Below are 25,079 nucleotides of genomic sequence, written 5' to 3'. Positions count from 1 at the left end.
ACTCATGCACTCATGCACTCATGCACTCATGCACTCATGCACTCATGCACTCATGCACTCATGCACTCATGCACTCATGCACTCATGCACTCATGCACTCATGCACTCATGCACTCATGCACTCATGCACTCATGTACTCATTTGATTAAAGCTTTTGGTGTTCAGACACTCAGACACTCAGACACTCAGATACTCAGATACTCAGATACTCAGATACTCAGATACTCAGATACTCATATACTCAGATAAATTTTTCCGTGGAGAGTCACATGGCGCTTGAAAAGGCTCATAGCAGCAGTAATAAGAAAATGACTTTTGGTGAAAACAGGGATCTTAAAAATGTTGTCACCACTCCAGTTGTGACTGGAAAAGCTAAGCGTGTAAACGTCAATTTTGATGAGGAAAAGCACCTGAGATTCAAGGCTGCTTGCGCCAGAAAAGGTACTTCTATAACAGACGTCATCAACCTCCTTGTTGATGACTGGCTTAAAGAGAACGAATAAAAGTGATCCCCTGATTAATCTGCTGGCTATAAAGTTGCAAGCCATTTGAGAAGATGTTGGGGGCACTAAATCTGAAGGTCACAATGAACAGACTGATCAATTTAATTTTGGGATTTATGGGGCTTAGAAAGCTCGATGGAAAAGACAGAAAAAGTGCTGCTGAATGGGGATTCCTGCTGAGTGCGGTATTTATCGTGCCGCTCTTCTTCCTGCCGCACGCCAGCGAGTTGATAAAAATCGGCCTGCAGCTGCTGTGGGGCGCTTGCGTGTCGCGTGCGGCATTCATGGCCAATGATACCTGGAAGAAAAACAGCTCACGCTGAAGAATACAGCAAAAAAAAGGGCACAAAGATGGGAATACAGGGTCTATTGCAGCAGGCGCGCGAGTATGGAGTAAACCTGCATGAGTATAGTCAGTCAGCCGACATGTTTAAGGGGTGGTACCGCCGGCGTTGCCCTGCTTTTGAAGACTGGATTCGTCAGCTTTCAAGTGGTGACAAGTTGCCACGCGGTAGTTATTTCCGCGGTAAGAAACCCGGCAAGCCTCTGTATATTGTGGATGAATTCTGGCATCGGTTTTCCTGATAGGGCAGGGTGACGGCAGCCATCAGGTCCAGCTTTAGCTGCCTGCGCCTGGCTATTCAACGCGCGCCACGGGGATATCGCTCCAGCGCGTTGTCCACGCCGGGGATAGCATTTGCCGCTTCATTTTCCATTCCGTATTCACTCCCTGACGTGCAAACCACAAGTTGCCAAGACCGGACTGGTTGATACCGTCAAGCACCTTCATCAGCTGCGCGCTGTTCGCCCGCGGCTTATCCTCATCGAACAGGTTAAGCTGACTGACGCCGTCTGGTGTGAAGTCATCGAGCATTATGCCGGCCTTCATATAGCGCCGCCCGTCAAGCCAGATGCGGTCGAGCGATCGCATTGCCACCCCGATCACGTCACGCGTATCCTGCGTGGGTATGGTGAGATTCTCGCCGGCGCTGTTGCCGTAAAAGACTTCTCCCTGTGCGTGCGGCGAGGTCCGGATAAAAACGCTGATGCGCCGGCAGAACTGGCGCTCTTTTCTCAGTTTCTCCGCCGCCCGGGTGGCGTACTGACACAGCGCTTCCTGCATGGCCACTTTTGTCGTGATGCGCTCGCCAAAGGAGCGGCTGCAGACGATCTGCTGTTTTGCCGGCGCAAACTCCTCCAGGGGAATGCACGATTCACCGTTGAGCTCGCGCACGGTGCGCTCAAGCACCACGCTGAAATTCTTTCGGATGAGGGCAGGGTGCGCGCGCGCCAGCTGCAGAGCATTTTCGATACCCATCAGGTTGAGTCTTTTGCCGATGCGCCGGCCAACGCCCCATATCTCCTCAACGGGCTGGTTTTCCAGCAGCGTTGCGGTGCGCTTCGGATTGCCCGGCGTCAGCGCCAGCACTCCCCGGAATTGCGGCCACTCCTTGCTGGCCCACTGCGCCGATTTTGCCAGGGTTTTGGTCGGCCCCATGCCCACGCCGACGGTCAGGCCGGTCGTGGCCAGCACGTGCGCGCGCAGGCGCCGGCCGAAGTGCTCAAAGTCCTCGCAGCCATCGATGCCGGTCAGGTCCAGAAACATTTCGTCAATGGAATACTGCTCAACGCGGGGCGTGACCTCTTCCAGCGCTGTCATCACTCTCTGGCTAAGGCTATGATAAAGCGCATAGTTTGAGCTGAACACATGCACGCGTTCGGCAAAATCCTGCCCCCTTATCTGAAACCACGGGGCGCCCATTTTTATGCCGAGTTTTTTGGCGCCCGCGCTGCGTGCGATGACGCAGCCGTCATTGTATCTGAATGGTGCTAACAGTTAATTATGTGTAACGATATGATTTTAATCAGTATCGAATTACTAATTTTTTCTGTGTCATGAGACTTGTAGAGTTACTTTAGTTAGCTACTTAATAGTGCGAATCAGATGAGAAGCATCTTCAAATATGCCCGCCGGAGCGGCTTATCCTGTGCACTCCCACCCGAGGGGGGAGTTTGTGTATTCTTTCAGCGGCGTCATGGAGGTCAGGCTGGACGCTGATCATCTGACAGCGCAGGCACATTATGGAATATGGCTGCCTCCGGGTGTTGTGCATGAAGGTCTGAACCACTACTGCGCGTCCCACTGTTCGTTCTACCTGATGCCGGAACTCTGTCAGGGAATGCTGGGAACGCCCTGCACACTGGAAGTCAGCGCCCTGATCATTGCCATGCTCGATTACCTTCGCCAGCATCCGCTCCGCGCGCCACTTTCTGCTGAAAATAACCGGTTCCTTGACGTGCTGCGCGATCAGCTGGCCGCGGCACCCCGCTATCAGAATTTCCTCCCGTCTACCAGCGATCCGCTGCTGGCCGCCGTGCTCGACAGGCTGGCGAAAAATCTCGCGGATAAAACGCCGCTGTCTGTGCTGGCCGCCTCTGCGGGTACGACCATCCGAACGCTGAACCGGAGGTGTCAGGAAAGACTCGGCATGCCGCTGAATGAATGGCGTCAGCGGCTGCGCGTCGTCAGGGCTGTCAGCCTACTGGAAAGAGGGCAGAAGGTGGAAAGCGTGGCTTTTGAGGTGGGTTACAGCAGCGTTTCGGCATTTATTGCCATGTTTCACCGTCATACGGTATTACTCCTGCCCGGGCAAGCTGCATAAACGCATCATTCTGAGAATGCCTGCTGCGTGGCAGCCGGCCGTTACGAAACCACAGACCGGATGCGGCTATTCTGAGGTGAGAGCCCTGAACTTTTCCCGGTGCGCACAGGATGGCCGCCCGGTGATGCAGGCAGCCAGCCAGTCTGTCTGCCTGCTGAGGGTGACAGATAAACGGCTGCGCGCAGCTCCGCGACTGACGTCAGAGAGCTGCGCTGATCAGGTTATGGCCCTCAGCGTGCCCGCCTGGCAAAGGATGCTGCCTGCTGGAACTCTCTTATATGACGCCACATAAGTTCAGGGTTCGAATACATCGGAAAATGCCCGCAATGCGGAATCTGAGCCAGCTGCACACCATGTGCGCTGATTTGCTCAAGATAGGAGAGCGTGGCGTTCTGTTCACCATACATGAACATTTTCGGACACGGCAGATTAAGAAACTTGGCCATCAGGTCACCGTGATCAGAGTAGTTCACCATTGACCTGAAAATGGGCCTCACCGCTCCGGCGCGGACCTTGTGACGCAGGCTGGCCGAGTAGAGCGCACTTGCCCAGGCAGGAGCGTGCCGGGTGCGGGTGATAAAATTGTCAAAAAACTCTTCATCACTGCCTGCAGGATAGTTCACGACCTGACGGCTCAGGAAGCAGTCTTCCGGGGCAATATTCCCCTCGATGTCCACAAAGCTCAGTATGCGTTCAGGGTGTGCATGCGCCAGTATCAGGGCGGTGAGTCCGCCCATTGAGTGCCCGACCAGGTGAAAACGCTCATAGCCCAGTACGCTGACCATCGCCAGCGCCGTTTCAGCAAGAAAAGGGATACTGATTGCGCTTAAATCACTGCACTGTGTTTCACCGCAGCCCGGTGCATCATAGGCCAGAAACGGGCGGCCATGAAATCCGGCATAGTGAATGATGTCCGCATAGTCTTCCTTGGTGGATCCAAAACCGTGTAAAAACAGAACGGGTTCACCCTGACCCGGACGGTGAATGGCGGCGATGCGCATTTCTGTCTTATCAACTGTGATGCCGTAGGTCCGGCTTTCAAACTCGCTGCTCAAGCTGGCTGCTCCTGATGACTGAAAGGGGCTGAATGTAGTGACTGCCGCTCAGCGTGCTGCGCGACAGAAATCGGTAATGTGCTGACATGCCTGCTTCAGCGAGGCGTCATCGGTGGCGTAGGCAATGCGGATATAGGGGCCGAGGCCAAACGCGCTGCCGTGCACCACCGCCACGCCTTTTTCTTCAAGCAGTGCGGTGGCCACGTCTTCATCTGAATTCAGGCGGGCACCGCCCGCGGACGTTTTTCCGATGAGGCCGCCGCAGTGGGCAAATACATAAAAAGCCCCCTGAGGCGTCGCGCAGCGGATGCCCGGCGCGCTGTTAAGCTGGCTCAGCACAAAGTCCCGCCTGGCGGTAAAGGCATCGCGGGAGGTATTCAGAAAATCACGCGGGCCGTTCAGCGCCGCCAGGGCGGCATGCTGTGAAACGGAGCTGGCACCGGAGGTCTGCTGACCCTGCAGCTTTTCCATGGCGGAGATAAGCCAGCGCGGACCGGTACAGAACCCGATGCGCCAGCCGGTCATTGACCAGGCCTTGGACACGCCGTTCATGGTCAGCGTGCGGGGCTGCAGTTCCGGCACCGCGGCGGCCATGGTCGAAAACTTAGCGCCGTCAAAAATCAGGTGCTCGTAAATATCATCAGAGAGTATGAGCACCTGCGGATGGCGGAGAAGTGCCTGGCCCAGCGCCTGCAGCTCCTGCCCGCTGTAAACCGCCCCCGTCGGGTTGGACGGTGAGTTAAGGATAAGCCAGCGCGTGCGGGGGGTGACTGCCGCGTCAAGCAGTTCCGGCGTCAGCTTGAAGCCACTGCCGCCGTCACACGTCAGCATTACCGGTATTCCCCCGCAGAGCTGCACCATTTCCGGATAGCTCACCCAGTAAGGCGCCGGGATGATCACCTCATCCCCGTCGTTCAGGGTGGCGGCAAGCGCATTATAGATAATCTGTTTACCGCCATTTCCCACGAGCGTGTCTTCCCAGGACACATCCAGACCGTTGTCCGTTTTAAACTTCCGGGCCACGGCTTCCCGCAGCGCCCGGAGCCCGGCAACCTGTGTGTACTTTGTGTGACCGTCCTGTATGGCAATCATCGCGGCCGCGCAGATGTGCCTGGGCGTGGGGAAATCCGGCTCGCCGGCGCTGAGCGAAATGATTTTACGCCCCTGCGCCTTCAGCTCCGCAACCTTGTCCATGATCCTGTAGGTGGCTGAAGGCCTGACGCTGTCAAGATAGTGGTTCAGCTTCTGAATCCCGGTCATTGCGTTCTCCACTGTGAGAGACCCATTAAGTCTACCGTGGTGCTGCCTGCATTAAGTTTTTCCATCATCAGTCTTTCTTTTGCCTCACGCGCCTCGCCGTCCTGCAGCACGCGGGAAAATTCAGCGGCCGGAATGATAACGACGCCGTCATCATCCGCCACAACGACGTCACCGGCGTCGACAGGAATGCCGGTGAAGCGGAAAGGCTGCCCCACGGACTGAAAGCTGCTCTTTATCGTGCCGCGCACTGACACCCCGCGCGCGAAAACCGGAAAGTCGTGTTTCTTAATGGCCGCGATGTCGCGGACGCCGCCGTCCGTAATCAGGCCTGCAAGGCCGGCCGCCCGGGCCGCCACCGTCAGCACCTCTCCCCAGTACCCGGCCAGGTGGCCGTCCGTGGTCACGACCAGCACGCTGCCACGCGGAGCCTTTTCAAGCGCAAGGTGCAGCGCCAGGTTATCGCCGGGTGAACAGGCGACGGGAAAGGCCGGGGCCGCGATCGCCATGCCGCGCCAGATGTTGCGGATCTGCGGATCTGCCGCACAGTCGAGCCCGGAGGCTTCGTATAGCGTGGCGCTGCCCAGCTCAAGTGCCCGGCGGGCATGCTGCTCCGTTACCGATGTCATGATGATTTCCTCTGAAGAAGGTGATAGCCCAGTTCTTCACGTGCCTGGCGAAGAGATTTTCCTTCCGCCAGCGCTTCGCGGATCTGCGACTCAGTTTTTTCAATGTCCTGCGCAACCCGCGCGACCTCTTCTGCCCTTGCGGACGGAACAATCACCACGCCGCTGGCATCGGCAATCACCACGTCACCAGGTTCGACGCGCACGCTTCCGATGGAAACCGGCTGATTCACCGCACTCACCTGCACGCGATCTTTTCCGGTCCGCATAAAACGCCCGCGGGTGAACATCGGATAGCCATCCCCGAGCGCTTTGTGCACGTCGCGACAGACACCGTCAATGACCGTGCCGGCAATCCCCTTCATTCCGGCCACCTGAGTCATGATGTCGCCCCAGACCGTGCAGTCAGTGCGCCCGTTGTTATCGATAACCACAAAACTTCCGGCCGGCACGTCATCAATAAAATCCCCTACCGTGCCGGGCGGACTGCTGGCGGGCTCGTAACGGACGGTCCATGCCACTCCGACCGTCGCCTGCCGGTAGTCATCCAGCGGCATGATGTCGCAGCACTGACCCGGCAAACCCAGCTTATCGAGTGCATCGGACACGCCGGCCGTGTCCAGTCCGCGGAACAGATCGGTAAGCGAATAATCTTTATCAGTCATTTTCAGACTCCGTACTGATGGCATCAAAGGCGCTGTCATGCATTACGTCAGCCACTGCGTTACCGCGGCGGACGGCGCGGACCATACCGGCCTGCCGGCGGGCGATCTTTTGCGCCAGTCCGAGAACGTCGTCAATACGATGAGCGGGGATAAATACGGTGCCGCAGCGGTCGGCAATCACGTAGTCGTCCTGACGTACCTCGACGCCGGCAAACCTGACCGGCTGTCCGGAAGAAAGCTGAATAACCCGGTTGCGCGCACTGATCATCGTTACGCCGCGCCCGTAAACCGGATATCCGATGGCTTCGCTTCCCTCAATGTCGCGACTCAGGCCGTCGATCACAGAGCCCCGGACGCCGCGGCCCCGTGCCGCGTTTGCCAGGATGTCGCCCCAGCAGGAAATGCCCGCCTGTCCACCTGCGATGACAAGAATGCGATCGTTACTGGTAATCGCATCAATGACGGGCGAAATAAGGTGTACCGTGGGTCCGGTATCGGTTTTGGGGCCCAGCTGGATGGTGCTGGCACGCCCGGTAATTTTCGGGCAGCCCCACAGCGGAACGATCCCCCAGGTTGCCCCCTCGATGTCAAGAAAATCCAGCGCGTCTGACACCGTATTGGTGTCCAGCTCAGCCAGCCTCGCTAATGCCAGGTCCGTCGTCATAAAACACACTCCGCGATTGGTTGAATGTCAGACACTATCAGCGGTACAGTCTGATATTAAAAATCCTTATTGCGAATTGGTTTGATATAAAAAACGTATCGGAGGAGATGATGAATTTTCGCATACTGCGGCACATGTGGCTTTTTCTGGCCGTGGCCGAGGAAAAACACTTTGGCCGGGCCGCAAAGAGACTGGGCATGACGCAGCCGCCCCTGACGCAGCAGATCCAGGTGCTGGAGCAGACGCTGAAGGTGCAGCTGTTTGACCGCTCCAGAAGAAAAATACAGCTGACGCCGGCGGGACAGGCCATTCTGCCGGCAGTAAGAAAGTTTGCCGAACAGGCTGAACGGCTGGAGCTGGCTGTCAGTGAGGCGGTAGCAGGCCATACCGGGATGCTGACCATCGGGGCCATCAGTACCGCGATGCTTGATGTTCTGCCGGCCTACATCAAGCAGATGAAAGCGCTGATGCCGGAGGTGACCGTTTCCGTCAAGGAAATTGACAGCGCTGAGGCTATTCCGGCACTTTCCGCCGGAGAAATCGACCTTGCTTTTGCCCGCCTTACGGGTGACATGGGGGAAGGCATTGAACAAATGCCGGTTTCCAGTGACAGGCTCGTTGTCGCACTGCCTCATAATCACCGGCTTGCGGGGCAGCACCGGATCGCTCTCCGCTCACTGATGAGTGAAGAGTGGGTGATGTTTTCGCGTCATCTGAGCCCGGTTTATTTTGACTCTATAACCGCAGCCTGCCGTGAAAAAGGCTTTTCACCCCGGATCCTGCACGAGGTGCGGTCCGTTGCTTCGCAGATTGCGTTTGTCAGCTGTGAGCAGGGAGTAGCGCTGGTACCGGCTTCTCTGGAGCGCCTTTCTCCTGCAAACGTGGTCACCATCCCGTTGGAAGAAAACATTCAGGTCATTACCACCGCCGTTGCCTGGTCATCAGTGAGTGAAAACCCACTGGTTGACAGGTTTGTCGGGCTTATCAGTTCGGGCTGAGTTACGCCCCCCGGTCTTCACACTCAGTACCCGTTTTTCGCACATAGCGGACCATTCAATTCTTCAAACCTGAAAAATTGAAACCACGAAACTAACTAACACTACTTATCACTCAGATCATTGTTACTCAGCACTACCACCGGTCTGCCGCGCAGGTCAGGGCGGAACAGCGCCTCACAGCTGGCGTAAAAGGAGTTGACGTCGGCCAGACCAAACATGGGCATGATCACCTCCGGCGGGCACGGGTGCTGTTGAAGAACCAGGTCACGACGCCGAGCAGCTGCAGCTCCTCCGGGTAGATCACCGGGTAGGCCGGGTTCATGGGCAGCAGCGCGAGCCTGGGCTGCAGCTGCAGGCGCTTGACCGTAAACTCGCCGTTGACCTCGGCAATCACGATATCGCCGTGAGCGGCCTCCTCGGCCCGGTCAACCACCATGACGTCGCCGTCGCAGAGGCCCAGGTCACGCATGCTGTTGCCGCTGGCGCGCACGAAGAAGGTTGAGGCGCGCCGGCGGATACACAATTCATTCAGGTCGAGCTCTTTCTCGACATAATCCTGTGCAGGGGAGGGGAAGCCGGCGGCGCACGGATCGGCATAAAGCGGTACCCTGACCCTCGGCGTAAAAATGGGTGGCCAGAGCAGCGTCAGGCCGGCGGTATAGCTGCCCGGGTTCATGATCTGCAACCCCGGCCATGCTGCAGTGCGACTGCGAAAGAGCTGAGTAAATCGCGCATAAAATTCCTCCTGTTATTTTACTGTTTATATGTACAGTATTATTGAGGCGAAATTATCTGGCAAGAGGGAGCGAAACGGGTTGCGCCGAAGCGAAGCCATCTGACTGACCCGCCGGGAAATTTTTATGAAGGTCGGCCTGGCTGATGCTGAGCAGCGCCACTATGCTCAGGTCAGGGCCGGCAGACGTGGAGAGGCGTTTCCGGTTATACCGTAACAGCCCGGCGCTCTGTGGCCGGGCTGGTTTTGTTGAAATGCATAAAAAGCGCATTGTGCGTAAGCAGTCAATACCGGCATCGGTGGAATGACGCTTCCTCGACACGACTGTTCGTTCCTCGCGCTGCTGCGGTACGCCTCAGCCGTGACTGCGGCGAGCGTTGGGGGCTGGCGCAAACAGCAAAGCACTTCCAGGGTGATTTGCAGACGAGTGCAATGACTGTTAGATCAGTTGCTGTCAGTTGTCTGAACAAGCTCCGGACCCTGGTTATGAACGTTGCCCACCTTTGTGGTGACCGGATGCCAGGTAAAAGCGGACTCAGGAAGTGCGCTGTCATGTGCGATCTCAGCTGCACGCGCCGGCGAAGTGTCATTACTCAGCCATTCCCGGACCGCGTCTGCAGTCAGGACCAGTGGACGGCGGTCATGTATGTCTACCATGCCCTGATTGCTGGCTGCGGTGACGATAACAAAGCCCTCCCGGCCGTGTTCCCTATCAATGGGGGGGTTCCCGATGGCCGCGAAAAACAGCGGCTGCCTCTCACGGTGGTAAATGAAATATGGCTGTTTTCCGGCACCGTTTCTTTGCCACTCAAACCAGCCATCTGCAGGCACGATGGCCCGGCCGTGTTCCCACAGCGGTTTAAACATGCGACCTGATGCGGCAGTTTCACTGCGGGCATTGATGAGTGGTTGTTTATCCCACCATTCGGGCCCGTAGCCCCAGTACACCGGATCGAACTTCAGCTCTCCGTCACGCTCACTGAGTAACAGAACTTTTGTGGCTGGCGCCACGTTGTACCGCCCAATTGGCTCCGGATCGCGGGTTAATTCCTCCGGGCCAATCCCCAGCGCTTCAAAATAGTCATCCCTGCTGCTGTACTGCGCAAATCGTCCACACATAAGCACCTCCTGCTATTCAGCATAGGCGGTATACTGTTATCCGGAGGAATCATCATGTCATATAACCTTGCAGCCCGGACCCGGGAAGAGCGCGACAGAGTTAATGTGGATTTAGCTGCGTCAGGCGTGGCCTACAAAGAGCGACTGAACCAGCCGGTAATACCTGCAGAAGTTGAGCGGCAGTAGCCAGAAGAAATGCGTGAATACTTCCGGGAGCGCCTGAAATTTTACCGGCAAGAAGCGCTGAAGTTCCCGCGAGGCAGCGATCCTGTTTATCAGAAGGAACCTGAGAAATAGCTGCTTCATTGAGCGAAAATCGGAGACTGGCTTGAAGACAGAGGTGTCATTTTTGGGCCTGAACTACGCCACTCTGAGCTCAGTGTAATAGCAAAAATCAAAACTTTGCTGGCGCAGAATCCGGTACGGGGAAACCCGCACTCATCGAAGTATAACCTAACGGGCCGGACGGGGCGGGTGCAGAACAACGCCCGAGGGAAGATGTATCGCCCCGTCCGGAACAACATATGGTAGCACTGTCAGCTGCAGTCATTACAAGATGATGTAGTGCCCTGCCTGCTGCAGAGCAGTAGCTTGTAAGGAAAGGGGTTTTATCGAATGTGAGTGAACTGAAAAGCATTAATCCACTTTGTGCCATGAGCGGGGTTTCAAGTGGTTTCGCCAAGTTTGTACAATGATGGCAGACTTTCCTACTCTTTTACTGCGAGAAAATAAATTTTTATTTCAAAGACTTAAGGGTAGTAGAGTTTCTTGGAAATGATATATGAGTATCTGGCAAACAAGGATATCTATACTCTTATCCAAGAGTTTACTACTTACTTTGTACTCTGAAAGTACTCAATGGTTGCATTAATAGTATACTATTGCGTAACGAAGATTCGTGACGTATATTTACTGCAACTCATTTTTATATAACTACCTTCAGGTACTAGATTATGACTCCCGCACAAGCTAAACAGAAGCAGCATAAACGCTACAATGCTGTAGCAGTGCAGGTTGCGCTTGGTCGTGCTGGGTACCAACCTGCAGTCAAAAGTCGATTCAGCAAGTCAGCCAGCAACAAGTTTGCCCATAAGATCGCTTTTGCCTGACAATGAACTTTGTTGCAAAATAAACCATCACCCACTGATGGTTTTTTTATGTCTATTCAAAATGTTATCCCCCCTTACGAGCAGGTGTACCTGCTAAATCAGCAACTGATCTGCAACGCAGATCAGTTCAAGCATGCGGTGATCACTGTGGGCGGCCAAGCCGTTCAATACTGGATATCCTATTATCATGCTCAATACGGCGACAAGTTGCCTGATGAGCGTCTTACTACCTCTGTGGACTGCGACTACAGCGCCCGAAGAGACGATATTGCAGCCATAGCTGAAACGCTCAACGTAAAGGCGTGGGAAAACAAGGACGGTCAACCACCATCTCTAGCTAAATTCATGCTTATCGATCAGGACACTCATGATATTAAACGAGATGATAATCGTTTGTTTGCTGTGCCGGATGCGCCTGACGAGCCAAATGTAGTGGATATTATCGACCATCCTGGAGGCTTTGAACGCTCTGATTTTCTGGGGAGCAAGCTTTACCTCCATACCACCCCGTTTTATGTGGAAGCAACCGGCCCAGATATCCCGGAAATGAACGAAAAAGTCAGGGTGTTAAATCCCATAGCCTGTATGCGCTCACGATTCAGTAACCTCATTGATTTGCGTCGTGATCCTGAAATTGAGATCGCCAGAATCAACGCGCTTAAAATTCCATGTTACTACTTTCTTATCGAGGCGTTTGATGGTGAGCCGTTTAAGATTGCTCGGAAAATGTTTATGGAACTCTGGCAACTGGCGGGCAGTGAAAATTGTCTTCGTCAGCAAGCATTCTGGCACATCTGGCAGGGACCGTTGTTAGAGAAGCAGCAAAGTAACAACATTACATTGTTAGACGTATTGGAAAAAGTGCACCAGTTTCTGGTAGGGCATCTGGATGACTTTGATATCCCGGAAGCCTTTGTCACCAAAGATTTGCCACGCAAACTTACGCAACTTAGTGGCCGATTTGAGCGCTATATTGCGCTCAACAACGAACAGGCGATGAGAGGACGCAGAGGATATGAACGTAACCGCCGTGATGATTAGTTATAGTACATCACCATTAACTCACTAATCATCTCATAGATTATCCGCCTAATTCTGCTCATCGCTAATAGCGGACACAACCCTGCGTCAGTTTAATTCATGAATGTCGGAAAACCAGACTGTCTCGAAAAGGGCGAAAAAAAGTCTGGTGGCGGTCTGCCGGGCTCCTACCAACTCTTTTCCGGACTTTTTGTGAAGGAGCCTCCGAGGACTGTGGCATCAATAGCGTTGCGACAGTCTTCTGTGCCGCGCGGATCGGAAGCTTTCCTGCATTCCTCATATTTAGCGGTCCGCTCTTTATCGTGCGCTTTATACCACTCAAGACTTTTAGCGCCCGCATCGCAACCGGTAAGCAGTACGGCGGTCAGCAGGCCAAGTAAAAGTAGTCCCTTTTTCATCATATTTTCCTTTTGGTAAGTGAATCGCGACAACAATTATAAACCGGGAGCGCGTATTGATACATGGTTAGAAATAATAGGAATTTTGCCGAACACGGCATTTGGCTCTAACTGTTCGCGGGATTATGTTTCAGCTCTGCTGCATCATAATCGTAAGCGTCTCATATAGACCGTCTGTCCGTTTCCCTCCGGCTCCGTGACAATAATGTCCATCATTTATAATGGACATTAGCGTATGAAACACCGGACCTGGCTACTTGAAGCCCTGCATCTGCACTTCGACGAGAATTTAGCCCGGGTCGAGGCCGGACGCCGTCTGGGAATTCCAAAAACGACCGTTTGCGATCTTTTTGTTCGCTTCCGGAAAGCAGGGCTTTCATGGCCTTTGCCCTCCGCCATGTCGGAACAAAAACTGGATGAGTGTCTTTACCGCCCTCTCTTCAGCGTACCGCCAGCACCTGTGGTTACCGTTATGACCGCAAAACCGATCGTCAGAAAGCGTATCCGCAGACCAAACTTCCCGCGAGCGTTCAAAATCGCACTGGTCGAGAAATCACTACAGCCAGGCCTTAATGTGGCCCAGCTGGCACGCGAAAACGGCATTAACGATAACCTGCTGTTCAACTGGCGCAGCCTTTATCGGAAAGGCCTGTTGCTTCCACACAACAGTGAGCCGGCACTGCTTCCTGTCATGCTATCCGCCGAACCGGACAGAACCGTCGCCGTTCCGGCCTCCGGACCGGAAAATACGTCAGGTGAAACACTGTGCTGCGAACTGGTTCTTCCTTCCGGTACCGTGAGGCTAAAAGGCACACTGACGCCGGAAATGCTGCAGGTGCTCATCCGTGAAATGAAAGGAGGGAGCCGATGATATCTCCCCCCGCAGGCTCACGCATCTGGCTGGTTGCCGGCGTGACCGACATGCGTAACGGCTTCAACGGTCTGGCATCAAAGGTGCAGAATACGCTTCGTGCTGACCCGTTCAGCGGCCACCTGTTCATCTTCCGTGGTCGCCGCGGCGACATGATAAAGGTGCTGTGGGCGGATCGGGACGGCCTGTGCCTGTTCACCAAACGCCTGGAGCGCGGGCGCTTCGTCTGGCCGGTGACCCGCGACGGAAAAGTCCACCTGACGCCGGCGTAGCTGTCCATGTTGCTGGAAGGCATTAACTGGAAGCACCCGCAGCGGACGGAACGTCCTGGTCTGCGGATATAACCTGCTGTAAAATGGGGGCATGGACACCTCCCCCCTGATGAAAACGCCCGGCTCAGGGCGCTGCTGCAGGAGCAGCAGACCACCATCCGCAAAATGGCGGAGTATAACCGTCTGCTTTCACAGCGGGTGGCGGCGTACGCCAGCGAAATTAATCGACTGAAGGCGCTGGTCGCTAAGCTGCAGCGGATGCAGTTCGGCAAAAGCTCCGAAAAGCTGCGTGAGAAAACGCAGCGCCAGGTGCGCGAGGCGGAGGAGCGCATCGATGCCCTGCAGGAGGAGATGGCAGAGGTGCTGGGCGAGCAGCATGACCCGGTACTGCCACAGCCGCTGCGCCAGTCTTCCGCCCGTAAACCACTCCCCACCGCACTCCAGCGCGAAACCCGCACGCTGTTGCCGGCAGACATCACCTGCCCGGCATGCGGCGGAGAACTCAGCGCACTGGGCTGCGACATGTAAGAGCAGCTGGAGCTCATCAGCAGCACCTTTAAGGTTATCGAAACGCAGCGGCCCAAACTGGCCTGCTGCAGTTGTGACCACATCGTTCAGGCCCCCACGCCTTCAAAGCCCATAGAGCGCAGCTAAGCCGGTCCCGGCCTGCTGGCCCGAATCGTCACCGCGAAGTTCGCAGAGCACACACCACACTACCGGCAGTCAGAAATCTACCGTCGTCAGGGCGTGGAGCTGAGTCGTGCCACGCTGGGGCGCTGGTCGGGTGCGGTCAGCGAACTGCTGGATCCACTGTATGAGCTGCTGCGTCAGTATGTGCTGATGCCGGGCAAGGTGCATACTGACGATATCCCGGTGCCGGTGCAGGAACCGGGCAGCGGCAAAACCAGGACGGCACGGCTGTGGGTGTACGTGCGGGATGACCGCAACGCGGGTTCACAGCTTCCGCCAGCGGTCTGGTTCGTGTACTCACCGGACCGTAAGGGAATGCATCCGCAGCAACACCTTGCCGGGTACAGCGGTATCCTGCAGGCGGATGCTTACGGTGGTTATAATGCCCTGTACGAAGACGGGCGCATCACGGAAGCGGCCTGCATGGCGCACGCACGTCGGAAAATCCACGACGTCCACGTCCGAACCCCGACCGACATCACAACAGAAGCACTGAAGCGAATCGGTGAGCTGTATGCCATCGAGGCGGAGATACGCGGCAGCCCGGCAGATGAAAGGCTGGCGGTCCGGAAAGCGCAGACCGTCCCGCTGATGCAGTCGCTGTACGACTGGATACAGGTTCAGATGAAGATGCTGTCGCGCCACTCTGATACGGCGAAGGCTTTCGCGTACCTGCTGAAGCAGTGGGACGCGCTGAACCTGTACTGCAGCAACGGCTGGGCAGAGATAGACAACAACATCGCGGAGAACGCGCTGCGTGGTGTAGCCCTGGGCCGGAAAAACTGGCTGTTCGCCGGTTCAGACACGGGCGGTGAAAGCGCGGCTGTTCTGTACTCGCTGATCGGCACCTGCCGGCTTAACTGCGTTGAACCCGAGGCGTGGCTGCGTTACGTCATCGGCCATATCCAGGACTGGCCGGTGAACCGGGTCCGCGATCTGCTGCCATGGAAGGTAGACCTTACCTCTGCCTGAACGTCAATACGGTCTAAATGCGACGCTTACCATCCCTCCTCAGAATATTTTTTTATACGGCTTATTTTTTATTACCACTCTGAAATTATAAACGGGCTCGAAGCTTAGGGAACAACAACTTTGTAACACTGAGGAAAGGGGTAAAAGCGGCTATAAATAGTAAAGGTTAGTGAATGTATTGAGTGAATTTAATGTGGTTTAATCGCCGTATAGTCATAAGGGTCTTATCCTGAAAAAAACGCACTTATCGTCAAATAACTCGGGCCGTTATGATTTTCTTTTTCCCAAGCATAAGTAACTATTGATAAGAATTTTTACTAATCAAGCGGTTTGATAAGGCCTGAGCCTTGTGAGCTGGAAACTCTCATGCAAGGTCTCAGATAGGCGTACGGTTGTTGAGATATGCACTATTAGGGGGGCGAGGGCCAATGGAACGAGATCGTGCGTTATTTAGTTAACTTTCTGATATATATATAAACATAATAGGCATTGAAAACGTGATAAAAACGGTTTTTTAGTGAAAATTGGCATTTAACGGACAGGCTTGTCTATGGTTCCGGGTTAACTCCAGAAAACGCGCTACGGACGGTGAGCCTGGGGCGGCTTTGTTGAATAAATCGAACTTTTGCTGAGCTGAAGGATCAGAGCCCGCATCCCCTGACAACGCTGGCAGTCCCGTGGCTAAGCAGAAATTCAGAATCACCAACTGGCACACCTATAGCAAAGCGCTTATCAACCGCGGCTCCATGACTTTCTGGCTGGACGACGAAGTGATTAAGGCGTGGTATGAGACAGCACCGCCTTCAGCACGCGGAAGACCTCAGCGCTATTCTGACCTTGCCATCACTACCGTTCTGGTGATTAAACGTGTATTCCGGCTGACCCTGCGGGCTGCACAGGGCTTCATTGATTCCATTTTTACCCTGATGGGCGTTCCGCTGCGCTGTCCGGATTACAGCTGTGTCAGCAGGCGGGCAAAGTCGGTCAGTGTCAGTTTTAAAACCGCCACCCGGGGTGAAATCGCGCACCTGGTGATTGATTCCACCGGGCTGAAGGTCTTCGGTGAAGGCGAGTGGAAAGTCAGAAAGCACGGCAAAGAACGCCGCCGTATCTGGCGGAAGCTGCATCTGGCCGTTGACAGCAAAACACATGAAATCATCTGTGCTGACCTATCGCTGAACAACGTTACAGACCCAGAGGCCTTCCCCGGGTTAATCCGGCAGACCCACCGTAAAATCAGGTCAGCCGCCGCCGATGGCGCTTACGATACCCGGTTATGTCACGATGAACTGCGCCGTAAGAAAATCAGCGCCCTCATCCCGCCGCGAAAGGGTGCGGGTTACTGGCCCGGTGAATACGCAGACCGCAACCGTGCCGTTGCGAATCAGCGCCTGAGCGGGAGCAATGCACGGTGGAAATGGACAACGGAATACAACCGACGGTCAATAGCGGAAACGGCCATGTATCGGGTAAAACAGCTGTTCGGAGGAAAACTGACACTGCGTGATTACGATGGTCAGGTCGCAGAGGCTCTGGCCATGGTGCGTGCACTGAACAAAAGGACGAAGGCAGGTATGCCGGAAAGCGTGCGTATTGCCTGAATATGCGACCAGCTACAGGGACGCTCGCCCGGAATCTGATTTATTCAACAAAGCCACGGTTACCGTGACGCGATCGGGCCGGACTGGATTTTTGACAACGTGGCCTGCTACGGCGGCTGAACCGGAGGCGGCGGGTTAACCTGCCGGAGAAGAGATGAGAGATGAACCGCACAATTATCTATTTGGCTATGGTTATAGTCATGAGCGTATCGAATTTCATTATTGCTTCTACTTTGGTGATGGCAGTTAAAGACAAAAGCAGCGATATCTCGGTGCTGAAGACACTTGGTGCCGGAGACAAGCTAATCCGTGCAAGCTTTATCTGGTATGGCGTATTCGCGAGTTTTACTGGCAGCGTCTGCGGGATGGTCGCAGGGGTATTGATTTCGCTCAAAACGGCTTCACTTGCGCAAGGAATAGAATTCAGTACGGGCAATAAATTTTTTTCGGGAATGTCTATTTTGTAGACTTTATTCCCTTTGAAGTGCACTGGCGAGACGTTATTTACGTTATGGCTGACGCAATAATTTTGAGTTTAATTGCCAGCTGGTACCCGTCACGTCACGCCACCCAGCTCAATCCAGCGCAAGTACTCAGCGGCAGATAAAAGCGTTAACCAATCGAAAGAAAAGGTTCTTTTCTATTGGTTTAGAGGAAAGTACAGGGGTAAAGCGTGTCCCCTTTCCCCGTTTTACGCTAAGCTCATTACGGAACCGAATTGCAGTATGTAACAATGCGATTCAGTGATTAGTTATTCTGCGCGCAATACAACAATCCCCGGTTTAAGACGCGTATACTCGAGAAACGGTGAATCCACAACTCTTCGGTTAATGGCCAGAGAAGAGGCATTTCTGAGCCACACTTGGCCATTATAACGTATCACAATGCCCACATGAGTGACATCCAGTCCCTCAAGCGTAGAATAGATTCCCACGTAATCTCCGTTTCTGAGGCGATCCAGTACCTGCTGATTAATGGCACGTCCGGGAATATAATTAATTTCTCGTGGATGTATGCCCAGGCCTGAAACGAATTCACCTCCATCTGGCCTGCGGTTGAGCATCTTTTCAGATGTCATATAATTTGCACTAATTTCGGGCGTAATATCACGAGCATTATATGGCTTAATTGCAAACCAGTCAGAGAAGAAGTGTCGGCGACTGAGATAATCAACGTTACCATCGGCGTAACGGACATTCCTGAGATTATATAGAAACGATTTATGGTCGTGGCTCCGGCTAAGGGCTTCAACATAATCCGCAAGAGTGAAGCAGTCCATCCCCCTTAAATTAACAACAAGGGCTTCAGGAGTATCAGGCCCGCCGACTAAGGTTTGAGACTGATAGGGGGTATTTAAGAAGTCAGAGGATACACGACTTATGACAGTCCCGTGGTCTGAGCTTTTAGAAGTGATAACATCAGCTTTTATAATTTCGTTTACCTTTTCTGCCGCAGCGCTGTTCATAATAACCCGATAGCTTTGATTATGATGGGGCGAGCATGCGGACAAGCATAGGGATGTGAGTAATAGTATAACAAAGCAGATTTTCACGGAGCTTCCTTCTCTGGAGGGCCATATGACGAAATGAAAATGAATTTAACTTTTAGAGCTTCTTCATTTACCCTTTTATTCATATGAAAATTTTTATGTAATAAGGGTCGGGTTGAACGAGTGGAATGATTCCGCGGGAAAGGGATAAGCTTTCCTGGCTAAGAGTAAATTATTGTCAGATGGAGTGATTTATCCAAATAAAACCGCACTTGCGTGCGGGAAAACGTGAACACAGGATTGATACAAACACAACACAACACAAACACAACTGGGTAGACTAACAACTTCAGGTGTGAGGCAATAATACCCATCAACACCCTTACGGACAACTGCCTTTATGGAAAATGTGATTTACTCAGAAGGTGGTATAGGAATAATGGCCAGTTAAATACGGCAAAAAGAAATATCATTCATTTTTTGCTTAAGATGATTGCTTATCTTGCTCATTGGATTAAGTTATGCAATGCAGAAGTAAAGAGATGAGGCAGACATGCTTTCTTTTATACGCCAGCTCTGGACATTTGATGTTCAGAATTAATGTCTAATTCAAAAACCATACAGAAAAGTGATTATGGAAGTGATGGTTAGGTGGGTATTATCAATGATATATTCAATTTAATGCTAGAAAAGCACAGGAGGTGAAATTTTTTAAGAATATGTGAAAAAGCCGGTGGTTCCTGATGAATGGTTGCATAATCAGGCTGTAAATTCTGTTTTTCCAAAAAAGACAATGCAGATCTTGCTGATTTTGGATAAAATTTTAGGAAATCCAATTAACGCCAGGTTTGTTACAAAATGATATGCCGCAGGATGCTTTCTTTATCTCTTATTGTATTAATGTCATCAGATATAACTCATTTTGCTTGTGCAGCGACAGTTGATGATGCCATCAATATCGCAAATAATGCGAACAACATAGCGAATAACGCCACTGCTACAGCTATCAATGCTACAAGCACCGCTAATAACGCGAGTACGGTTGCTAATAACGCGAGTACGGTTGCTAATAACGCGAGTACGGTTGCTAATAACGCGAGTACGGTTGCTAATAACGCGAGTACGGTTGCTAATAACGCTAATACCGTTGCTAATAACGCAGCCAAAAGCGCCAGTGATGCCGTAAGTACGGCCTACAGCGCTTCGGCAGATGCCATGAGCGCGGTAAGCACTGCGAAAGGCGCATCCAGTCAGGCAGCATCAGCAGTGAGTACAGCTGATAATGCGAACATAAATGCTGGGAATGCATTGAGCGTTTCGCAGGATGCGCTCAGTTCAGGGAAAATTACGTCCAGCCGTGTAGACGATAATGAACTCAGGTTAAATCAACAGATTACAGCACAAAATCAGAGAAATGGTTATTTTCTGCAACGTTTTAACGAAGTTGATTCCCGATTCAACGGCATTGATCGTCGTATTGATAAACTCGATAAGAAAATGAGTCGTGGCTTCGCATCTCAGTCAGCGCTGTCTGGCTTATTCCAGCCTTACGGGATTGGTAATTTCAATACTTCTCTTTCGCTTGGTGGTTACGAGTCAGATACGGCGCTGGCCATCGGAGGTGGGTATCGTATTAATGAGCGCGTGGCAGTTAAAGCCGGCGTTTCAACCAACACCCAAAACTTCAGAGGTACTGCTTACAACACAGCTATCAATCTGGAATTCTGATTTACAGGTAAAATGGTTTGATAATTAAACAGATATATTAGGTATTCAAAATTCTATCTTAATATCTGTTCCTCACCAGGGTTTCAATTAGCAAAGGCTGCCGACTTGCCGACTTGTCGGCAGTTGTTTTTAGAACAGAAAAAACGTCACAGACTTTATATTTATTTATACGCCGCAAGTTTTTTCAAATATGGATTTTAAAATTTTTTTACTTACTAACTTTAACATAAATCTCAATATTATTATTTCTTTTTAATTTGCAAGTATACTTTGAGGCTGTGCTTCTTACGTGGATATCGCCGCCTCACATTACCTAAATTATGATGTTGGAGGCAGTAGAGTGAAATTTTTGTCGATTTGCAAAGGATTGATAGTTTTTAATGCATTTGCGTTATCCAGCTACGCCAGCGCGGGTATTAGCGTCTACCCGATTGAAGTGAATCTGGGTAGTTCTGGTAATACTAAAATTGAAGTCATGTCGCAGTCCGATAAAGTTTCTTTTGTTAAAATAACTGAAAAAAAAATCATTAACGCAGGTACTCCCCAGGAGAAAGAAGTTGCCGTTGATGGTGTTGATGATGGTGGTTTAATTATTACGCCATTAAAGCTTGCGATCACTCCAGGCTCGAGCCGGATAGTAAGGATGGTAACCTTAAATCCGCCTGAAAAAGAAACTACCTGGCGTGTTTATATTCAGGAAGTATCTGCTGAAGAATTTAACTCAGCAGATGACAATAAACCCCAGAGTAAAGCCAGTGCTGAAGTTGGTGTTAATATTGTATGGGGGGCGCTAGTGCACGTATTGCCCCGGCAGACAGTATTTAGCCTGGGATTTAGCCCTAAGTCTGGTCTTGTTTTCAATAACGGCACCAGTCGTATAAAAATAAAAGAAATTGGCGAGTGCTCTTCGGGGGGGGGGTGTGTATGGAAAGCATCCGGAGCATCAGTTTATCCGGATACGCATGTGAAGATTTTTCCATTTAAATACAAACCAGGATCTTCTTATAAAGTAAGGTTTCTCGGTATCCCAAATGGAGAAAAAAAAGAAATTCCGCTTAATTTGATTAACGGATAGTCATCACCCTTTTAAAGGGTAAATTAGATGTTAAGGAACTACACTATGAAACATAAGTTTAAGCTTATTTTTTTGTCAGCCCTGCTGGCTTCAGCAGCTTCTCAGGCTTACCAGGCGGATATTACGGTACAGGCCACTATCGATCCAACCGCAGGCATTACCCTTGCCAACGGTGATTCTTTAACGGCTAAGCCTGTAGACATGAATTATAACCCGCAAACCGGGCTGGACCCATATAAAGCAGATGTCAAAATCTGGAGCAACTCTGACCGTGATATGAACGTCAGACTCGCAACTACAGCCCAACTCACCGATGCTGCGGGTGCCAACCCTATCCCGCTCTCAGTAATTCTGGGTGATAAGCCATTGGGGCTTACAGATACGCTCTATGAGTATAAGGATCTTTTCCCCTCCGACTCGGTTGCTAATGGTTCCGTTCCGCTTGCTTTAGTCATCAAGCAAGCTTCACAACAGAAAGTAAATGTTACAGGTAAATTTAGCGGAAAAGTCAGCCTGGTTGTTTCACAGGCCACCACTAAAAATAACGCCACCCCTGCCACGCCCGGTGGCTGAATTTTAATAAATCATGTATGAAGGCGGGGATCCCGCCTTCATTTCCTTCACTCTTGGTTATCTGCATAATGAAAGCAAGAAAATCTTGCTGTTACATACTTCTTGGTTGCGTGATTGTTAATTATCAGGCTGCGGCTACTCTTCAGGTGCCGCCGGGATTCGAGTCCTTGGTTAAAGGGCAGGATCAGCAGGTCAGCGTCAGCCTTTATGGTGATGTACTGGGACTATATGAGGCCAGTGTGAGTCTCGAGACCATAAGGTTTCTGGCACCTGACGCGCTTATCAGAGATGTAGAAAGGAAATACGGTCATGATATAGCGCTTACAACGATCCTCTCATCAGGTTTATCGGGACCGTTAAAACGTAACGATGCCCTTTCATGTTCAGTAACTAATGGCGGTGGGTGCGGATATATTAATACAAAAACAATCGCCATTATTTATGATGAAAAAAATGATGAGGTGAATTTATTTCTGCCCGAGCGGTTCACGCCTGAGCAGAAAAAAGAGGATATTTTCTTCCGTAATGCGCCAGAAAGTCATAGTGGCTTTATTCATCAGCAGAATTTGAGTTTTGTAGGCGATAAAGACTATCAGTCTTTATCTCTGCAGGGAAACGGTACGATGGGGCTTGGAGAAAGCTCTTATGCAAACGTGGACTGGAATTATAACGGTCAGCGTTACCGTACTGATAGCAACTCCAGGATAACTGTCAATAATGCTTACATCAGGCATGATATGTGGAAGAAAATTTATCTTCAGGCTGGCCAGATGGATTCCCGGGACATATTCAGCTCTGCGGGAGGGAATATCAATCTGGGCCAACTTCAGACAGGAAAAATTGTCGGCCTTCGAATCGGGTCTACACAGGCATGGTTGAATCGTGAAAAAATGCCGAGTGGCACGCCTTTAACGGTGTTCCTGTCCGGTAACTCCCGTGTAGATGCTTACCGCAGCGACAGATTTCTGGGATCGTTTTATCTCAATACCGGTGTGCAGAAACTGGATACCCGTAACTTCCCTTCCGGCAGTTACACGGTGACGCTGAAAATTTATGAAAACAACCACCTTATCAGGACGCAGGATGTTCCTTTTAGCAGCCTAGGTTTTTCTGAGGAAAACTCATTCCAGTGGTTTATACAGGCCGGCAAACTTTCGGCAGATACCGGTATCAGAACGAATGATAACCGGCAGGTTATTGTGGGTGGTGCCCGGATCCCGCTAACGAAAAGCCTGTCGCTCACTGCCGGCGCAACGGTACTTAACAACGTTAATTATGTTCAGGGAGCGCTGGACTGGAGTCATGGATTCGACAGTGGCCCTCTGGATGGGACTCTGGCTGCGCGGGTCAGCTATCTGCATGGCAGTGACGGATCGTCCGGCAATATACAGCAGGTAAGCTATAACGATGGTTTTTCACTCAGCTACTATCGTTCGGCGATGTCGTCACCGGGATGTAACACTCAATCTGACCACCGATACAGCAGTAGCGGTTGTTATGTCAGCAGTAATATCTTGCTGGCCGTTCCGGTCTATGGCTGGAATGCTACTCTGGGATACGTGGACAGCTTTAATGAGGGACATTACGCTTACCGCAGTCAGCTTCAGAATACGGATCCAGGATTCGGTGATGGCGCACCCTGGGAGTCCGTTTATATGACCCGTTCCCGAAGCCGGGCATGGCAGACCGGCCTCAGCAAAGTTTTCAACTGGAACGGGTATACAATTGGAACCAGTCTGAACGCCTTCTTACGCAGAGATACCAGCTATGAAAAATCAGACAGAGGGGGTTACATCTCCTTCACTGTTTCTCACGCAAGCGACACATCCAGCACTTCGTTAAATACTAGCTTGAACAGCAGCCGTAACGGCGAACGGAAACTGGGTTATGGTGCCAGTTATAGTCGCTTCAGTAGCGCTGCTGGTGACGATGAGATGGGGGCGTCAGTAAACGGCATTAACACCGACAGTATTGATGCGCTGGCTTACCGCCGCATGGGGGGGCAATATGGCAATGGTTCACTGACCGTCAGTGATGCCTATGATCAGCGAAGAAGTATTCATTCTCCGGGCATCAGCGGCAGCTACAGTTCATCATTTGCCATTGACCGGCAGGGTTTCTTCTGGGGACGATGGGGTGATGGCATGCCTGCTTCTGCCGTAACCTTCGGGATTGAATCAGAAGACGACGATAAATTATCGCGCGCAAAAGTTAGCGTCAGCTCCGGTGGTCAGGCGGATATACGTGGAAACAGTCGGGCATTCTTCACCGTTCCAGGCTATCAGCAGACGACTGTCAATATAAGTGAATCCTCAGAAACAGAACATGGCGCCAGCAGCGAGATCAGTAAAGGTGCGGGTTCTAAAACCCTGTTTATGATGCCAGGGAAAATTGTTAACAATAACGTCAGCGTAGTCAGCCGCTATACGTGGCTTGGCAGAATGGTGGACGCCGCCAATCAACCACTCGATGACGTTATCCCCTTAAACGTGATGTCATGGAGTCCCCTAGGTAAAGGCGGTTTCTCACTGGAAAGTACGCATCCCCTCAAAACACTTTACGTCATGAGAGGGGATGAGTATCTGCAGTGTCCCGTCACAGTAAAAGAGCAGCGTGATGTTGTGAGCTGGGTAGGTAACGTTAAATGTAGAAATATTTCATTTGCCAGCCTCCCGACAGCTGAAAGGAAACAGGCGCAGTTGATGACGGCAGGTATCAGAAAAGAAAATAATGAAACAGCTTCAGTGAACTGATGACAGTACCGTCCCCGGCAGTAATAGAAAAATTCAGACACAGTTTCAATCGTTGCAGGTTTTCAGCTTTGACAATCAGAAAATCTGATTCGGCTGAGATCTTAAACAGACCTCATTGGTACCTGTATTTGAGGTCAGTGACGAACTGGAATAGCAGTGCAAGTGTTCACAAAATCGCTCTCCTGATTAAAAGCTTAAGTTAAGAAATTTTCCGCATAAGCTT

Annotated in this window: 21 protein-coding genes and 5 pseudogenes; 15 read left to right on the top strand and 11 right to left on the bottom strand. The window is 51.8% G+C overall.

The annotated features are described in order from the left end of the window. The first annotated feature begins 270 nt into the window (after nt 1–270). Nucleotides 271–504, top strand: a complete 234-nt coding sequence (locus tag F3J41_RS22525; RefSeq protein ID WP_141496951.1) for a plasmid partition protein ParG — start codon at nt 271–273, stop codon at nt 502–504. Nucleotides 505–587: 83 nt separating this feature from the next. Next, the gene (locus F3J41_RS22520; RefSeq protein ID WP_166712533.1) at nt 588–827 is read left to right on the top strand and encodes a hypothetical protein; all 240 of its coding nucleotides are present in this window, start codon (nt 588–590) and stop codon (nt 825–827) included. 314 nt (nt 828–1,141) lie between these two features. On the opposite strand, the pseudogene umuC reads toward F3J41_RS22520, so the two are convergent. After that, a pseudogene (umuC, locus tag F3J41_RS22515) lies at nt 1,142–2,320 on the bottom strand (translesion error-prone DNA polymerase V subunit UmuC); the annotation flags it as partial. Between the two features lie 148 nt (nt 2,321–2,468). Between umuC and F3J41_RS22510 the strand changes: the two are divergent. Further along, a complete protein-coding gene (locus F3J41_RS22510) occupies nt 2,469–3,167 on the top strand; it encodes a helix-turn-helix domain-containing protein (protein ID WP_166712531.1) in 699 nt (232 codons plus the stop codon). 230 nt (nt 3,168–3,397) lie between these two features. Here F3J41_RS22510 and F3J41_RS22505 read toward each other — a convergent pair whose 3' ends face one another. The 5 genes from F3J41_RS22505 to F3J41_RS22485 are packed head-to-tail and all read right to left on the bottom strand — an operon-like array spanning nt 3,398 to nt 7,434. Beyond that, complete coding sequence (locus F3J41_RS22505) at nt 3,398–4,222, bottom strand: alpha/beta fold hydrolase (RefSeq protein ID WP_247656323.1); 825 nt, start codon at nt 4,220–4,222, stop codon at nt 3,398–3,400. Nucleotides 4,223–4,270: 48 nt separating this feature from the next. Continuing rightward, on the bottom strand, nt 4,271–5,482 hold the full coding sequence (locus tag F3J41_RS22500; protein WP_166712529.1) for a pyridoxal phosphate-dependent aminotransferase: 1,212 nt from the start codon (nt 5,480–5,482) through the stop codon (nt 4,271–4,273). Then, nucleotides 5,479–6,108: an RraA family protein gene (locus F3J41_RS22495; protein ID WP_166712527.1), complete on the bottom strand. Its 630-nt coding sequence runs from the start codon at nt 6,106–6,108 to the stop codon at nt 5,479–5,481. The genes F3J41_RS22500 and F3J41_RS22495 overlap by 4 nt, the downstream gene beginning before the upstream one ends. Then, entirely contained in the window at nt 6,105–6,770 is a 666-nt protein-coding gene (locus tag F3J41_RS22490) for an RraA family protein (protein WP_166712525.1), read from the bottom strand. The genes F3J41_RS22495 and F3J41_RS22490 overlap by 4 nt, the downstream gene beginning before the upstream one ends. Further along, on the bottom strand, nt 6,763–7,434 hold the full coding sequence (locus tag F3J41_RS22485) for an RraA family protein (RefSeq protein WP_166712523.1): 672 nt from the start codon (nt 7,432–7,434) through the stop codon (nt 6,763–6,765). The genes F3J41_RS22490 and F3J41_RS22485 overlap by 8 nt, the downstream gene beginning before the upstream one ends. Nucleotides 7,435–7,541: 107 nt before the next feature. Here F3J41_RS22485 and F3J41_RS22480 point away from each other — a divergent pair, with 107 nt between their 5' ends. Further along, nucleotides 7,542–8,432, top strand: coding sequence for a LysR family transcriptional regulator (locus F3J41_RS22480; protein WP_166712522.1), 891 nt, complete (start codon nt 7,542–7,544; stop codon nt 8,430–8,432). Between the two features lie 116 nt (nt 8,433–8,548). Here F3J41_RS22480 and F3J41_RS23610 read toward each other — a convergent pair. From F3J41_RS23610 to F3J41_RS22465, 3 genes and pseudogenes are all read right to left on the bottom strand, one after another. Further along, nucleotides 8,549–8,650: pseudogene (locus tag F3J41_RS23610) on the bottom strand (hypothetical protein); the annotation flags it as partial. Nucleotides 8,651–8,658: 8 nt separating this feature from the next. Next, on the bottom strand, nt 8,659–9,108 hold the full coding sequence (gene umuD / locus F3J41_RS22470; protein WP_021507970.1) for a translesion error-prone DNA polymerase V autoproteolytic subunit: 450 nt from the start codon (nt 9,106–9,108) through the stop codon (nt 8,659–8,661). A gap of 501 nt (nt 9,109–9,609) precedes the next feature. Continuing rightward, entirely contained in the window at nt 9,610–10,284 is a 675-nt protein-coding gene (locus F3J41_RS22465; RefSeq protein ID WP_104094457.1) for an SOS response-associated peptidase family protein, read from the bottom strand. 54 nt (nt 10,285–10,338) lie between these two features. On the opposite strand from F3J41_RS22465, the pseudogene F3J41_RS23625 reads away from it, so the two are divergent. After that, nucleotides 10,339–10,581, top strand: a pseudogene (locus tag F3J41_RS23625) (DNA polymerase III subunit theta). Nucleotides 10,582–11,441: 860 nt separating this feature from the next. Continuing rightward, nucleotides 11,442–12,434 (top strand): hypothetical protein, encoded by a 993-nt coding sequence (locus tag F3J41_RS22455; RefSeq protein WP_104094456.1) that lies wholly within the window; start codon nt 11,442–11,444, stop codon nt 12,432–12,434. A gap of 167 nt (nt 12,435–12,601) precedes the next feature. Here the strand turns inward: F3J41_RS22455 and F3J41_RS22450 are convergent, their stop codons facing one another. Then, complete coding sequence (locus F3J41_RS22450; protein WP_233209879.1) at nt 12,602–12,835, bottom strand: EexN family lipoprotein; 234 nt, start codon at nt 12,833–12,835, stop codon at nt 12,602–12,604. A gap of 232 nt (nt 12,836–13,067) precedes the next feature. Between F3J41_RS22450 and tnpA the strand changes: the two genes are divergently transcribed. The 5 genes and pseudogenes from tnpA to F3J41_RS22425 all read left to right on the top strand — a co-directional run bounded on the left by tnpA (nt 13,068) and on the right by F3J41_RS22425 (nt 17,705). Next, nucleotides 13,068–13,703: an IS66-like element accessory protein TnpA gene (gene tnpA, locus F3J41_RS22445; protein WP_166712518.1), complete on the top strand. Its 636-nt coding sequence runs from the start codon at nt 13,068–13,070 to the stop codon at nt 13,701–13,703. After that, nucleotides 13,700–14,047 (top strand): annotated as a pseudogene (gene tnpB, locus F3J41_RS22440) (IS66 family insertion sequence element accessory protein TnpB). Before tnpA ends, tnpB begins: the two are co-directional and overlap by 4 nt. A 93-nt stretch (nt 14,048–14,140) precedes the next feature. Continuing rightward, nucleotides 14,141–15,637: pseudogene (locus F3J41_RS22435) on the top strand (IS66 family transposase). A gap of 677 nt (nt 15,638–16,314) precedes the next feature. After that, complete coding sequence (locus tag F3J41_RS22430; RefSeq protein ID WP_166712516.1) at nt 16,315–17,238, top strand: IS5 family transposase; 924 nt, start codon at nt 16,315–16,317, stop codon at nt 17,236–17,238. A 161-nt stretch (nt 17,239–17,399) separates the two neighbouring features. After that, a complete protein-coding gene (locus F3J41_RS22425; RefSeq protein ID WP_158251422.1) occupies nt 17,400–17,705 on the top strand; it encodes an FtsX-like permease family protein in 306 nt (101 codons plus the stop codon). A gap of 284 nt (nt 17,706–17,989) precedes the next feature. Here the strand turns inward: F3J41_RS22425 and F3J41_RS22420 are convergent, their stop codons facing one another. After that, on the bottom strand, nt 17,990–18,790 hold the full coding sequence (locus F3J41_RS22420) for a DUF1460 domain-containing protein (protein WP_369974319.1): 801 nt from the start codon (nt 18,788–18,790) through the stop codon (nt 17,990–17,992). A gap of 810 nt (nt 18,791–19,600) precedes the next feature. Between F3J41_RS22420 and F3J41_RS22415 the strand changes: the two genes are divergently transcribed. The 4 genes from F3J41_RS22415 to F3J41_RS22400 all read left to right on the top strand — a co-directional run bounded on the left by F3J41_RS22415 (nt 19,601) and on the right by F3J41_RS22400 (nt 24,856). Further along, nucleotides 19,601–20,455, top strand: coding sequence for a YadA C-terminal domain-containing protein (locus F3J41_RS22415; protein WP_158251421.1), 855 nt, complete (start codon nt 19,601–19,603; stop codon nt 20,453–20,455). Between the two features lie 289 nt (nt 20,456–20,744). Then, nucleotides 20,745–21,530: a fimbrial protein gene (locus F3J41_RS22410; RefSeq protein ID WP_146068689.1), complete on the top strand. Its 786-nt coding sequence runs from the start codon at nt 20,745–20,747 to the stop codon at nt 21,528–21,530. 45 nt (nt 21,531–21,575) lie between these two features. Beyond that, a complete protein-coding gene (locus F3J41_RS22405) occupies nt 21,576–22,103 on the top strand; it encodes a CS1 type fimbrial major subunit (RefSeq protein WP_158252679.1) in 528 nt (175 codons plus the stop codon). Nucleotides 22,104–22,120: 17 nt separating this feature from the next. Beyond that, the gene (locus F3J41_RS22400) at nt 22,121–24,856 is read left to right on the top strand and encodes a TcfC E-set like domain-containing protein (protein ID WP_104094446.1); all 2,736 of its coding nucleotides are present in this window, start codon (nt 22,121–22,123) and stop codon (nt 24,854–24,856) included. Nucleotides 24,857–25,079 lie beyond the last annotated feature (223 nt).

The sequence above is a fragment of the Pantoea sp. Ap-870 genome (assembly GCF_011752515.1).
GTDB lineage: Bacteria > Pseudomonadota > Gammaproteobacteria > Enterobacterales > Enterobacteriaceae > Pantoea > Pantoea dispersa.
This window is presented reverse-complemented; position numbering and strand designations above follow the sequence as displayed.

Excerpts from the sequence above, each read along its gene's own strand:
- F3J41_RS22525 (WP_141496951.1), top strand. The coding sequence starts at position 271 with ATGGCGCTTGAAAAGGCTCATAGCAGCAGTAATAAGAAAATGACTTTT.
- F3J41_RS22520 (WP_166712533.1), top strand. The coding sequence starts at position 588 with ATGAACAGACTGATCAATTTAATTTTGGGATTTATGGGGCTTAGAAAG.
- F3J41_RS22510 (WP_166712531.1), top strand. The coding sequence starts at position 2,469 with ATGCCCGCCGGAGCGGCTTATCCTGTGCACTCCCACCCGAGGGGGGAG.
- F3J41_RS22500 (WP_166712529.1), bottom strand. The coding sequence starts at position 5,482 with ATGACCGGGATTCAGAAGCTGAACCACTATCTTGACAGCGTCAGGCCT.
- F3J41_RS22495 (WP_166712527.1), bottom strand. The coding sequence starts at position 6,108 with ATGACATCGGTAACGGAGCAGCATGCCCGCCGGGCACTTGAGCTGGGC.
- F3J41_RS22490 (WP_166712525.1), bottom strand. The coding sequence starts at position 6,770 with ATGACTGATAAAGATTATTCGCTTACCGATCTGTTCCGCGGACTGGAC.
- F3J41_RS22485 (WP_166712523.1), bottom strand. The coding sequence starts at position 7,434 with ATGACGACGGACCTGGCATTAGCGAGGCTGGCTGAGCTGGACACCAAT.
- F3J41_RS22480 (WP_166712522.1), top strand. The coding sequence starts at position 7,542 with ATGATGAATTTTCGCATACTGCGGCACATGTGGCTTTTTCTGGCCGTG.
- umuD (WP_021507970.1), bottom strand. The coding sequence starts at position 9,108 with ATGAACCCGGGCAGCTATACCGCCGGCCTGACGCTGCTCTGGCCACCC.
- F3J41_RS22465 (WP_104094457.1), bottom strand. The coding sequence starts at position 10,284 with ATGTGTGGACGATTTGCGCAGTACAGCAGCAGGGATGACTATTTTGAA.
- F3J41_RS22455 (WP_104094456.1), top strand. The coding sequence starts at position 11,442 with ATGTCTATTCAAAATGTTATCCCCCCTTACGAGCAGGTGTACCTGCTA.
- F3J41_RS22450 (WP_233209879.1), bottom strand. The coding sequence starts at position 12,835 with ATGATGAAAAAGGGACTACTTTTACTTGGCCTGCTGACCGCCGTACTG.
- tnpA (WP_166712518.1), top strand. The coding sequence starts at position 13,068 with ATGAAACACCGGACCTGGCTACTTGAAGCCCTGCATCTGCACTTCGAC.
- F3J41_RS22425 (WP_158251422.1), top strand. The coding sequence starts at position 17,400 with ATGAACCGCACAATTATCTATTTGGCTATGGTTATAGTCATGAGCGTA.
- F3J41_RS22415 (WP_158251421.1), top strand. The coding sequence starts at position 19,601 with ATGCTTTCTTTATCTCTTATTGTATTAATGTCATCAGATATAACTCAT.
- F3J41_RS22405 (WP_158252679.1), top strand. The coding sequence starts at position 21,576 with ATGAAACATAAGTTTAAGCTTATTTTTTTGTCAGCCCTGCTGGCTTCA.
- F3J41_RS22400 (WP_104094446.1), top strand. The coding sequence starts at position 22,121 with ATGAAGGCGGGGATCCCGCCTTCATTTCCTTCACTCTTGGTTATCTGC.